At 43.2% G+C, this 13,273-nt stretch carries 10 protein-coding genes; all 10 read left to right on the top strand.

What is annotated here, in order from left to right:
- Nucleotides 1–25: 25 nt before the first annotated feature.
- The 10 genes from ACFFGV_RS08450 (at nt 26) to ACFFGV_RS08405 (ending at nt 13,253) form a co-directional block, all read left to right on the top strand.
- On the top strand, nt 26–913 hold the full coding sequence (locus ACFFGV_RS08450) for a carbohydrate ABC transporter permease (protein WP_377346668.1): 888 nt from the start codon (nt 26–28) through the stop codon (nt 911–913).
- Nucleotides 913–1,731, top strand: coding sequence for a carbohydrate ABC transporter permease (locus ACFFGV_RS08445; protein WP_377346665.1), 819 nt, complete (start codon nt 913–915; stop codon nt 1,729–1,731). Before ACFFGV_RS08450 ends, ACFFGV_RS08445 begins: the two co-directional genes overlap by 1 nt.
- A 40-nt stretch (nt 1,732–1,771) precedes the next feature.
- Nucleotides 1,772–4,024, top strand: a complete 2,253-nt coding sequence (locus tag ACFFGV_RS08440) for an alpha-galactosidase (RefSeq protein WP_377346839.1) — start codon at nt 1,772–1,774, stop codon at nt 4,022–4,024.
- Nucleotides 4,025–4,104: 80 nt separating this feature from the next.
- A complete protein-coding gene (locus ACFFGV_RS08435) occupies nt 4,105–5,277 on the top strand; it encodes a galactokinase (RefSeq protein ID WP_377346662.1) in 1,173 nt (390 codons plus the stop codon).
- A complete protein-coding gene (gene galE / locus ACFFGV_RS08430; RefSeq protein ID WP_377346659.1) occupies nt 5,274–6,263 on the top strand; it encodes a UDP-glucose 4-epimerase GalE in 990 nt (329 codons plus the stop codon). Before ACFFGV_RS08435 ends, galE begins: the two co-directional genes overlap by 4 nt.
- A gap of 7 nt (nt 6,264–6,270) precedes the next feature.
- Complete coding sequence (gene galT / locus ACFFGV_RS08425) at nt 6,271–7,818, top strand: UDP-glucose--hexose-1-phosphate uridylyltransferase (RefSeq protein ID WP_377346656.1); 1,548 nt, start codon at nt 6,271–6,273, stop codon at nt 7,816–7,818.
- A complete protein-coding gene (locus ACFFGV_RS08420) occupies nt 7,811–8,749 on the top strand; it encodes an aldose epimerase family protein (RefSeq protein ID WP_377346653.1) in 939 nt (312 codons plus the stop codon). Before galT ends, ACFFGV_RS08420 begins: the two co-directional genes overlap by 8 nt.
- Nucleotides 8,746–10,698, top strand: a complete 1,953-nt coding sequence (locus ACFFGV_RS08415; RefSeq protein WP_377346650.1) for a beta-galactosidase — start codon at nt 8,746–8,748, stop codon at nt 10,696–10,698. Before ACFFGV_RS08420 ends, ACFFGV_RS08415 begins: the two co-directional genes overlap by 4 nt.
- A gap of 209 nt (nt 10,699–10,907) precedes the next feature.
- A complete protein-coding gene (locus tag ACFFGV_RS08410; RefSeq protein WP_377346647.1) occupies nt 10,908–11,711 on the top strand; it encodes an alpha/beta fold hydrolase in 804 nt (267 codons plus the stop codon).
- A 216-nt stretch (nt 11,712–11,927) separates the two neighbouring features.
- The gene (locus ACFFGV_RS08405; protein ID WP_377346644.1) at nt 11,928–13,253 is read left to right on the top strand and encodes a phenylacetate--CoA ligase family protein; all 1,326 of its coding nucleotides are present in this window, start codon (nt 11,928–11,930) and stop codon (nt 13,251–13,253) included.
- The last annotated feature ends 20 nt before the right edge of the window (nt 13,254–13,273 follow it).

Raw genomic sequence — 13,273 nt, 5'->3', positions numbered from 1 at the left:
CTAGCAGTTGAAAGGTGGCTAGAGGATGGCTAAAAACTTAGCAAGCAGCAGACCTAAGTTCCATATTAATTGGCTTTATGTACCGGTCATTATTCTATTATCCGTGTTCATCATCTACCCGTTTTTAAATGGTGTTCGAATCTCCTTTACGAATTGGAATGGGTACTCTCCAACCATGAACTGGATTGGGATTGACAATTACACAAGGATGTTCACCGATCCTAATACGTGGTTAATTGTAAAGAATACACTTATTTACGGAATTGGAAGCACTATTTTACAGAACGGAATTGGGTTATTGTATGCTCTTCTTTTAAATCAAAGCATGAAATTCCGTGCTGTGACACGGACAGTAGTGTATTTACCTGTTATTATCAGTCCGCTGATTATGGGATATATCTGGTATTTTATTTTCCAATATAACGGTGGTGCACTAAATGATGTTATTACCTTATTTGGATTTGAACCTGCTAATTTACTAGGGAACCCTGATGTGAATGTGTGGATTATTACGTTTGTGAATACGTATCAGTTCCTTGGGATTGCAATGATTATATATCTTGCAGGACTACAAGGTATTTCTAAGGATTACTATGAAGCAGCTCGTTTGGACGGAGCATCTGCCTGGCAGCAATTTAAGAAAATAACTCTGCCGCTATTAATGCCTTCCATCACCATTAATATCGTCATCAATTTAATCAATGGATTAAAGCTATTTGACGTTATTATCGCGATGACAAACGGCGGACCAGGGTACGCATCTCAGTCCCTATCTACGATGATGTACCAGCTTTACTTCGCACGGCAGGATGCTGGCTATGCCGCATCTTTAGGGAACCTGATGTTCTTTATTATTGTCATTATTAGTATGACAGCTCTTGTATATCTTCGTCGCAAGGAGGTAGAGGCGTAATGAACAAAAAAACACACATGTGGACGGTGCTTGGTATATCTGTTGCCCTGTTGCACATTATCCCGTTTTATATCCTTTTAACTACTTCGTTTAAAAAGGAAAGTGACAGTAGTTCTAAATGGACTTTCCCAGATTATGTAGACTTTTCTAATTTCAGTGATGCCTGGGTCCAGGCCAATATGGGAACAGCTATTTTCAACAACGTGGTCATTACGGTTATTTCTATAAGCTTGCTTATTGTCCTTGGTTCCCTAGCAGCTTATCCGTTGGCTAGGGTAGCTAGCAAATTGAATCGATTTATGTATATTGCGTTTGTGGCGATTATGATTGTTCCTCCGTTAACCATCCTTGTACCGTTATATAAATTTATAGTAGACATTGGAGGAATGAATACGATTTGGGCGGTAGTGCTCGTGCACATATCCTTCTGGATGCCACTGACTATCTTCTTATATACAGGCTTTATTCGATCTACCATCCCGAAGGAATTGGATGAATCAGCTATGATTGACGGAGCCAATCGCTTTCAAATATTCTTCAGAATCATTTTCCCGCTTCTGAAGCCAGTTACAGCATCCGTCATTATTATTACTGGGATGTTCGTGTGGAATGATTACCAATTCTCCGTGTTCTTCCTACAGGAAACGGAGGCACAGACCATAACGGTAGCCCTGTCTAAGTTCTTCTCTCAATATTCAAATGATGTTGGCTTAGTTGCGGCTGGTTCCCTAATCGGAATGCTTCCAATGGTCGTATTATTCCTATTCTTACAAAAGTACTTTATACAAGGTCTAGCGTCAGGTTCGGTGAAAGGGTAAGAAAGAGTTATTTAGCACGAAAGGAGCGGATTATATGAGTATGATAAAGGTAAATGAACAACTAGGACAATTTCATTTGCAGAATAAGCATATTAGCTACATCTCCCATATATTAAGGAACGGTCATGTCGGTCATCTGTTTTTTGGTAAGAGACTGCATCATCGCGAGGATTTTTCCCATCTTTATCAGGATGGGGAACGAGCAGGTACCTCCTATGTGTATGAAGGAGATTTGAATTTCTCCCTTGATTTAGTTCAGCAGGAGTATCCTGTATATGGAACGACAGATTATCGTTACCCTGCTCTTCATGTGGAACAGGAAAATGGAAGCCGTATCAGCGACTTCACGTATCAATCCTACCGTGTACGTACAGGGAAACCTGAACTAGATGGATTACCTGCCACCTATACGGAGAAGGAAGACGAAGCCGAAACGTTAGAGCTTTATTTACATGATGAAGTAATGAATGCGGACTTAGTGCTGTTTTACACAATTTATCGTGATTATTCCGTTATTACGAGGTCCGCGAAGCTTGTAAATCATAGTGAACAGACTATTCAATTAGAGCGAGCGTTAAGTGCCAGTATAGATTTTCATGATGCTCAATATGAAATGGTGCAATTATCTGGGAGCTGGTCCAGAGAGCGTCATGTGAAAGAGCGATTCCTAGAGAGCGGCGTGCAATCCATTAGCAGTACGAGAGGGACTAGCTCTAGCCAGCAGAATCCTTTTTTTGCATTGAAACGACCAGAGGCGACGGAAACGATAGGGGATGTATATGGCTTTAGTCTAGTGTACAGTGGAAATTTCCTTGCTCAGGTTGAGGTGGATCACTATGATGTTGCTCGTGCTTCCATTGGGATCAACCCGTTTGATTTCTCCTGGAATATACATCCGCAGGAAAGCTTCCAGACCCCGGAAGCAGTGATGGTTTATTCAGATCAAGGTATGAATGGGATGAGTCAAACCTATCATGAGCTTTATCGGAATCGTCTTGCGAAGGGGCAATGGCGAGATCAGGCTAGACCTGTACTGCTAAATAACTGGGAAGCTACCTATTTTGATTTTAATGAAGAGAAGATATTAGACATTGCTTCTGAGGCGAAAGAGCTAGGGGTAGAGCTATTTGTGTTGGACGATGGCTGGTTTGGTAAGCGGGATAACGATAAGACCTCCCTTGGAGATTGGTTTGTTGATGAGCGGAAGCTTCCAAATGGAATAAAAGGGCTCTCAGCGAAAATCAAGGATTTAGGGTTACAATTTGGGTTATGGTTTGAACCTGAAATGGTTTCCAAGGTAAGTGAATTGTATGAAGCACATCCAGACTGGCTTATTTCAGTACCTGATCGGGCGATGTCCCATGGTAGAAACCAATATATATTGGACTTTTCCAGACCAGAAGTAGTGGATTATATTTATCGTCAAATGGCTGTTCTGTTAGAAGAAGCACACATTGATTATGTGAAATGGGATATGAATCGGTATATGACTGAAATCGGTTCCCGCTCCCTTCCAGCTGAGCAGCAGAAAGAGGTATCCCACCGTTACATTCTAGGAGTGTATGAATTATACGATAAATTAACCTCCGCATTTCCTAATGTATTATTTGAATCGTGTGCGAGTGGTGGGGCGCGTTTTGATCCAGGCATGCTCTACTATGCCCCCCAAACGTGGACGAGTGATGATACGGACGCAGTGGAACGGTTGAAAATCCAATATGGAACTTCTGTGGTGTATCCGCTCAGCTCAATGGGCGCCCACGTATCAGAAGTACCAAACCACCAGGTGAAACGAATTACTTCTTTAAAGACAAGAGGAGATGTAGCGTTTTTCGGTATGTTTGGGTACGAACTGGACGTTACGAGGATGAGTGCAGAGGAAAAACGAGCAGTACAGCAGCAAATCAGCTTCTACAAGGAGCATAGAGAGCTAATTCAGAACGGCGATTTTTACCGACTTATTTCTCCTTTTGAGGGGAGTCAAAATGAAACGGCGTGGATGGTCGTTTCTAAGGATCAAACCAAAGCATTAGCGGGTTACTATCAAATTCTAGCACGTCCAAATGACGGTTTTAGACGGTTACCTTTCAAAGGTTTAGACCCATCTAAGTCTTACAGCGTTTTCGAGGCAAGTATCTGGGAGCTGGATTCTGGGATAGCAGCTAATCACTTCGGTGATGAATTGATGCATATTGGGGTAAATATCGGCCTTGATTATGCTGGAACACAACCAGGCGGCATTGAAGAAACAGGAGACTTTGCCTCTAAAGTATGGGTTCTCCATGCTGAATAATACACAAACTGACTTGACAGCCATATAAGTGTACCCATTTATTTGGCTGTCTTTCCATTGAAAAGGGTTAGGTGATAGAAATGAATTTAGCAGAAACATTTCAAGCTATATTTGGAGAAGGCTCCGCTATTCAATATTTCTTTGCTCCTGGTCGAGTGAACTTGATAGGAGAGCATATTGATTACAATGGAGGTCATGTTTTTCCATGTGCTCTAGATGTTGGGACATATGCAGCTGCAAGAAAAAGAACAGATCGAACATTGCGATTGTATTCAACGAATTTCCAATCGTTAGGTGTTGTAGAGGTCAATATGGATAGACTGACCTTTGATTCTAATCATGATTGGGCCAATTACCCAAAAGGGGTAGCCGCGACTTTAATAGAAAGCGGATATAGCCTCGAGAATGGAGCGGATGTAGTATTCTACGGCAATATTCCAAATGGAGCCGGTCTATCCTCTTCCGCATCTATTGAGCTGACAACCTGTGTTCTGTTGAGAGATTTTAATGAACTAGAGCTGAGTATGACGGAGCTTGTGAAAATTGCCCAGCGAGCAGAGAATGAATTTGTCGGAGTCAACTGCGGGATTATGGACCAATTTGCAATTGGAATGGGAAAGCAGGACCATGCCCTATTACTAGATTGCCAGACGTTAGAGTATCAGTATAGTCCCATCCATCTTGAGGACGAAGTACTCGTTATAGCTAATACCAATAAACAACGGGGTCTAGCTGACTCTGCTTATAATACACGTCGAGAAGAGTGTGAGCGTGCATTAGTAGAGCTTCAACAGCATATTGATATTGCCTCCCTTGGAGACTTATCTTCTGAGGAGTTTGAACGGTTAAGTCCACATATCAAGCAGGAGGCAGACCGTAAACGAGCACGTCACGCCGTCTATGAAAATCTTCGCACTATAGAAGCGGTTAATAAGCTGAAAGCTGGTGATATTAAAGGGTTCGGAAATTTAATGAACGCATCTCATCTATCGCTCCGAAATGATTATGAAGTGACGGGGAAGGAATTAGACGCGCTAGTAGAAGCATCGTGGGAAGAGGGAGCTTTAGGTGCCCGGATGACGGGAGCAGGATTTGGCGGATGTACCATTAGTATCGTAAAGAAAAACGATATAGAACGATATATGAAAGCAGTGGGCAGGAAATATTTTAACCAGACTGGTCTTCATGCAGATTTCTACGTCGTAAATGTAAGTGATGGAGCAAAGAAATTAACGGAAGGAGTGACAATATGAGTATTTTAGTATGTGGTGGGGCTGGCTACATTGGCAGCCATGCTGTTGCAGAGCTCATCGATCAAGGGGAAGATGTAATAGTGGTGGATAGTCTAGAAACAGGCCATGAAGAAGCCGTTATCGAAGGAGCTGTTTTCTATCAAGGGGATATGCGGGAAGAAGGCTTTCTCGAGAGAGTGTTTGCAGAAAATGAGATTGATAGTGTTATGCATTTCGCTGCCAATTCACTCGTTGGAGAAAGTGTCGAAAACCCTTTGAAATATTATGATAACAACGTGTACGGAGCTATTACCCTTCTAAAGGTCATGGCCAGGCACGATGTGTTGCAGATTGTCTTCTCCTCAACGGCAGCAACATACGGAGAGCCTAATCAAATTCCGATCCAGGAATCAGATGCAACAGCGCCTACCAACCCATACGGGGAAACCAAGCGTGCCATTGAAAGAATGCTCATGTGGGCAGAACAAGCTCATGGGATTCGCTCCATTGTGTTCCGTTATTTTAATGTAGCAGGAGCGGATCCAAAGGGTAGATTAGGTGAGGACCACCGACCGGAAACACATCTAATTCCAATCATATTGCAGGTAGCTCAGGGGAAACGGGACAAGATTCTCATGTTCGGAGATGATTATCCTACCGCAGATGGGACATGCATCCGAGATTACATTCATGTCACGGATTTAGTAGACGCGCATATTTTGGCTGTTCGAAAGCTCCAAGACGGAGCACAAAGTGCTACCTACAATCTAGGTAACGGTCAGGGCTTTTCGGTTAAAGAAGTAGTAGATGCGGTTCGTAAGGTGACAGGACACGAAATTCCGGCAGAAGTCGCGCCTCGAAGAGCAGGAGACCCTGCGAAATTGGTGGCATCCTCAGAGAAAGCGAAGCGAGAGCTCGGCTGGGTTCCACAGTATGCTCAGGTAGAACAAATGATAGAATCAGCCTGGGATTGGTATCAGAAACATCCAAACGGCTATGCCAATTAAAGGAGGGATGGACATGACCAACATATATCATGATATCGACCTGTTAGTACAGTACGGTATAGAGCAGGAGCTTATTAGTAGGTGGGATATGGACTACGTTCGCAATCAATTATTACATTTGTTTGAGTTACGGGACTATGATCCGGAGTCATCTTCCGCTTCGAACCAACCAATTGAAGACGTCGTACCTATCCTCCATCGTCTATTAGACTATGCCGCGGAGCATGATGTAATAGAGGATAGTTCCATTACAGAAAGGGATTTGTTCGACGCTAAAGTAATGGATAAGCTTATGCCTTATCCCTCCCAGGTTATTAAGAAATTCGAAGAGGTGTATAAAAGGGAGGGGCCTGTAGCAGCGACAGAATATTTCTATCAATTATCCAAATCCTCCTATTATATTAAAACAGACCGAATAGCTAAAAATAAACACTGGTTCAGTGCTACAGAATACGGAAACTTCGAAATCACTATTAATTTATCAAAGCCAGAAAAGGACCCTAAAGCGATAGCTGCGTCTAGAAGCAATCAAGGGCATCAATATCCAGCCTGTTTATTATGCAAGGAAAACGAAGGGTATCCTGGGCGTCTAGATCACCCTGCTCGTGATAACCATAGGGTCATTCCAGTAGAATTAACACAGGAGCAATGGTATATTCAATATTCTCCGTACGTGTATTATAACGAGCATGCCATATTGCTTTCTGAAGAGCACCGGCCGATGAAAATCTCTAAATCAGGATTTGATAGGATATTAGAATTTACCGAGAAGTTTCCTCATTATTTTGTAGGATCCAACGCTGACTTACCTATTGTGGGTGGATCCATCTTAAGCCATGATCATTTTCAAGGGGGGCACCATGAGTTTCCGATGGCGAAAGCCCCAATAGATCAGGCTTTTACGTTTACTGGATATGAGGATATCAAGGCAGGAATAGTACGCTGGCCAATGTCTGTCTTACGCTTAAAGGGGCCAAACCGCGAAAGAGTCAGTGAACTGGCAGCTATTGTATTAAACGTGTGGCGCAGCTATTCAGACGTTTCTGTAGAGGTATATGCGGAAACGAATGGGGAACCTCATAATACGATTACACCAATTGGTCGTAGGCGAGGCGAGGAATATGAGTTAGATCTAGTGCTGCGCAATAATCGGACGAGTGAAGAGCATCCAATGGGCATTTTTCATCCTCATCAGCATGTCCATCACATTAAGAAAGAAAATATCGGTTTAATTGAAGTAATGGGGCTGGCTGTGCTCCCAGGTCGTCTATTAACGGAAATGGAACAAATGGCAGCATATATTAAAGATGGAGAATTGGATGGCGCAGCTCTTCAATCAGAGGAGCTTGCAAAGCACGTTCCGTGGGCGAAGGAAATTTTTAATGACAAAGCTTCGGCAACAGAAGATGTGGAAGAGATCCTCCAAGAGGAAATCGGCCGCCGTTTTTCCGAAGTGCTGGAGCATGCTGGGGTGTTCAAGCGAACGGAAGAAGGACGAGCAGCATTTCATAGATTTCTAAAAACAGTGAGCGAAGAGGTATCCATGCATGATTAGGAATGAGCAATTTAAAGGCATACAAGCGTACGTACTAGAGAACGAATACTTGAGGTGTACGTTTTTACCGGAATATGGAGGGAAGCTTGCGAGCTATTATGATAAGCAGGCTGCATATGAGTGGTTGTTCCAAAGCAAGGGAGAAGCGTTAACTGTGCCTCCATACGGAGCAGCCTTCCCTGAATACGATTCTAGTGGTTTTGATGAAATGTTCCCAGGCATTGATAGAGGGCCACACCCAAATGATTGGAAGGAAATTCCTGATCATGGAGAGGTTTGGACGTTACCTTGGCACGTGGAAACAGTGGGAGAAACACTCTATATGGAAGTATCGAGCCCTGTCTTTCCATATTCACTGCGTAAAAAGGTCAGCTTAGAGGAAAATAGCCTAACGTTTTCCTATGAAGCAGTGAACTTAGGAAAAAAAGCCTTTCCATTCATTTGGACTCCTCATGCCTTACTAAATAGTACAGAGGCTTCTAAAATTCGTGTACCATCCGGAATGGATCAGGTTATGTCAGTAGATGCAGCCTCCTTGCATTTGGGGGAGTGGGGGACGCATCATTCTTACCCTATCACTACATCTTTACAGACAGGGGAAGAGCACGACCTCTCACTCGTAGCACAAAGAGAAGACCAAACGATAGAGAAGTTTTATTTCGTAAATACATTACAGGAGGGATGGTGTGGTGTGGAGCAAACGGATATACAACGTCAGCTCATCTACCGATTCCCTCTAGAAAAGGTGCCTTATCTTGGTGTTTGGAAAACCAATGGAGGATATAGAGGAGATTACAACTTTGCACTAGAGCCTTGCACAGGAGTATATGATGATGTGTATGTAGCAGAGAAAATCAATAAGGTATCCTATATACCAGTAAATGGATCATATACGTGGACATTTTCAATGGAAGTAGGTGGGCTAGCATGAATTATTTTGGCGTAGATTATTATCCAGAGCATTGGCCAGATGCGCAAATGGAAGAGGACTTAACCGGCATTGTCCATATGGGAGCAAACATGATACGTATTGGAGAATTTGCCTGGCACAGAATGGAGCCTAGGGAGGGGGAATTCGATTTTTCCTTCTTTGATTACGTTCTTGAAAGGGCCAAGGCGCACGGGCTTAAGGTGATGTTTGGAACGCCAACGGCTACCTTCCCAGCCTGGCTTGCAAATAAATATCCTTCTATTTTGGCAGAGGACGAATACGGAACTGTTCAAGCATTTGGCGGAAGGCGGCAGTATTGCTTTAATTCAAAGGTGTATAGAGAGTATAGTGCCAGAATCACAAGAGAGCTTGTACAGCATTATGCGAATGATCCCTCCATTGTTGTTTGGCAGGTGGATAACGAGTTTGGCCACGAGGGCAGCGATCAGTGCTATTGCGAGGAATGTCATACTGCTTTTCAAAGCTTTCTACAGCAAAAATATACACAAATAGAAGAGCTGAATGAGCGGTGGGGAACCATTTTTTGGGGACAGACCTACAATGCATTCTCAGAAATCCCAGCACCTACCCCGACTATTACAACTCATAACCCTGGGTTGAAATTAGACTGGGCCCGCTTTCGTTCGTATTCCTTAAATAGCTATGCACATCAAATGACAGCTATCGTGCAGGAAGAAAAGGGAGCACACCAGCAAGTAACCACGAATGTATCGGGTGGATTTTTCGATAAGTGGTTTGACCATGAGGAAAACCTGCGTCCGATGGATTTCGTATCCTATGACAATTATCCGGTGTGGGGAGGATTGGAGAAGCCTATTACTCCAGCAGCTATCGCTATGACCCATGATTTTAACAGAGGTCTGAAGGGACAGCATTTCTGGATTGTGGAAGAGCTAATGGGAGCTCAAGGACATGACGTAATTGGCTATCTCCCTCGTCCTAACCAGGCAGCGCTGTGGTCTTATCAAGCATTTGCTCATGGTTGCTCGAACATGCTGTATTTTCGCTGGAGAGGCATGACAAGAGGGGCTGAGCAATTTTGCTACGGTGTAGTCGATCACGATAATACATATGGTCGCAAATATCGAGAGGTTCAATCCGTATTTGGAACGATGAAAGAAGAAGAATCGTTATTAAATGCTCCCATACAATCACAAATCGCAGTCCTTTATGATTACGACAATATCTGGTCGTGGCGCTCTCAAATTCAAAGCAAAGATTTTGATTTTACCGAAGAGCTTTTACGGCTCTATCAGCCATTTTATGACCTAAATGCCTCTATTGATGTTATTCCAGCTGATCGTGACCTTGCTGATTACAAGGTTGTGCTAGTACCAGTCATGCAAATACTTTCCGAAGAGCTCGCCAGTCGTCTAAAACAGTTTACAAAGGAAGGCGGAACCGTACTTTTCTCCTTCCGAGCAGGGTTAAAAGACAAAGATAATGCGATTTACTTTGGTACCCCTTTGCCTGGGCCTATAGCTGATTTAACTGGAATTCGCGTCGAGGAAATAGAGTCGCTCACTGCTGAGCATTGCTTACCTATCAAAGGTGAGCACGACCTTGCCGAGGTGGAAAGCTATATATCCATCTGGCGAGATATGATTGTACCAGAAGAAGCAGAGGTAGTATATCGATACGAGGATGCTTTCTATGATTCCTATGCAGCCGTCACAAGGAATACATTCGGAGAAGGACATGCCTACTACATTGGTGGGGGGATAGAGGTAGGAGGATTACGAAAAATCGTCCAGCACATCCTCACACAGCATCACATCCCTCACGAGCCTTCACCAGATGGGGTGGAAGTAGTCACAAGAGAGGCAGAAGGAAAGAAATATAGAATGGTCATGAACCATAATGACACCGAACAATCCTTCCAGCACAAAAAGCTAGCACCGTTTGAAAGTATCATTATAAAAGAATGAGGTAAAGCCCAGCTGATATGCTGGGCTTTTGGTTTTATAATGGAATTACAGTGGAGGAGTGTTCGGGCATGGAGGTTAAGGCGTTTATACATTTGAGATATGCACCTAATGACCGTGAAGACGATTCACTTAACTGTATCTAAAGAATAGCTCTACCTCTTATTGCGTATAGTGTATGGAACGGTATCCATCCTGAAGGGGGAGTTTGTATGCCTGAAATAGAATTGCGAGATGGAGCAAAGCTATATTATGAAGAGAGTGGTACGGGGAAGCCAATTCTTTTTGTACACGGTGTGTGGATGAGCAGTCGTTTTTTTCATAAGCAATTACCCTATTTTGCAGAGGATTACCATGCTATAGCCATAGACCTGCGTGGCCATGGTCAATCATCTAAAACAGAAAATGGTCATACCATTGCCCAATACGCGAAGGATTTACACGAGTGTATAGAAAAGCTAGAGCTCACTGACGTTACTCTCGTCGGCTGGTCCATGGGAGCCTTTGTGATTTGGGAATATTTTCATCAGTTTGGAGAAAACAATATTCGAGCATCAGTTGTAGTAGATGAGCTAGCCTCGGATTTTAAATGGAACGACTTTGAAATAGGTGCTTTTGATATAGAAGCTCTAACAGGACTCATGAGAGATATGCAAACCAATCAGCGAGCCTTGTTAGAGGGGTTCTTGCCATTAATGTTTAAGGAAGCACTCCCAGCTGCCGAGCTGAATTGGATGCTGGAGGAAACAACAAAAGTTCCTGCATCTATCGCTAGCGCCATCCTATTCGATCAATCTATCATTGATTGTCGTCCTTATTTACCTCATATCACCGTTCCAACGCTTCTGTGCTTTGGGAAGGAAGAAAAGCTAATCCCCATGGCAGCTGGGGAACACTTATTAGAGCAGCTGCCATATGCCCGACTCCAAATATTTGAAAACAGCTGTCACTGCCCATTTTTAGAGGAAAGTGAAGGCTTTAACCATGTAGTGGATCAGTATTTGCAATCCTTATAAATAAAAAGATGAAATCCTGACGGAAGAGATGCATGCGTCAGGATTTTTTATGGTGCAGTTAAATAGAATGAATTTTCTAAAAGTTATTGACTATTCGTTTGCACGAGAGTAGAGTAATAATTAATATGACGATTTTAAATGTGTTCGTATAATATGTGGTATATGGAGTTCTATTTCATCTTTCGGACAAGATTATTGGAGGGGGAAGGGAGAAGTATGTTGTTGCACAAAAATGAAAGCGCTTCAAAAGAAGAAATGAGAACCATTCAATTAGAGGGGCTACAGAAAACGGTAGCCAAAGTATATGAAAAAGTGCCGTATTATCGAGAAGCCTTTGATGAAGCGAGAGTACAGCCGGGAGATATTCAATCTCTAGAGGATATAACAAAGCTGCCTTTTACCCATAAAAAGGAATTAAGAGAGCACTACCCATTTGGAATGTTTGCAGCTGATCAGAAAGATGTTGTCCGGCTTCACGCTTCGTCTGGTACTAGTGGCAAGCCTACCGTAGTGGGCTATACTAAAAATGATATCAAGATGTGGTCAGAACTGGTAGCCCGTGCGATAAAAATTGCTGGGGGAAACCCTGGGGAAGTGCTGCATAATGCGTACGGGTACGGTTTATTTACTGGCGGGCTTGGACTTCATTATGGCGGAGAAGAACTCGGTATGGTTACTGTGCCTGTGTCAGGCGGAAATACAGACCGGCAAATCATGCTTATTGAGGACTTTAAACCTTCCGTTATTTGTGGAACTCCTTCCTATTTGTTAAATATTGCAGAACGTATGCGAGAATTAGGAAAGAATCCTAGAGAAACTTCAATTCAATACGGAGTACTAGGTGCGGAGCCATGGTCAGAAGAAATGCGGCGTACAATTGAAGAGATATTTGATATGAAGGCTTGTGATATATATGGCTTAAGTGAAGTGATGGGACCAGGTGTGTCCATGGAATGTCATGAAGCACAGGATGGCCTTCATATCGCAGAGGATCATTTCTTTGTGGAGGTATTAGATCCTGAAACGCAACAGCCTGTTCCAGAGGGGGAGGATGGCGAGCTTGTATTTACAAGCCTGACGAAGGAGGCCTTTCCTATTATACGATATCGGTCAGGGGATATAGCGTCTGTTACGACAGAACCATGCCTGTGTGGTCGCACTACCAAACGAATGTCCCGTGTAAAAGGGCGAATAGATGACATGCTTATTATTAGGGGAGTAAATGTGTTCCCTTCAGAAATGGAGCATTATTTGCTAACAGTGGAAGAAATAGTTCCTCATTATCAGCTACATATTGACCGAAAGGGAAGCATGCAAACAGTAGAGCTGCAAGTAGAGGTAGGAGATGCTTTCTATGAACATGTCCATGGTGATATGAAAGCTCCAGCAGTAGCAGAGCTTTCCAGAAAGATCCGGCAATTAATGAAAAGCCGTTGTTTGATCTCAGTAGATGTAACGGTAAAGGAGCCAAAAGGTGTGCCACGCTCTCAGGGGAAAGCCGTTCGTATTGTGGATAAAACAAAAACCGTGATGAATGTGTGATATTGAATGTATCCGGTCCC

The organism is Pontibacillus salicampi, from assembly GCF_042434395.1.
Classification (GTDB): domain Bacteria; phylum Bacillota; class Bacilli; order Bacillales; family BH030062; genus Pontibacillus; species Pontibacillus salicampi.
The sequence above is the reverse complement of the archived record's forward strand: the minus strand, read 5'-3'. Positions and strand labels throughout refer to the sequence as shown.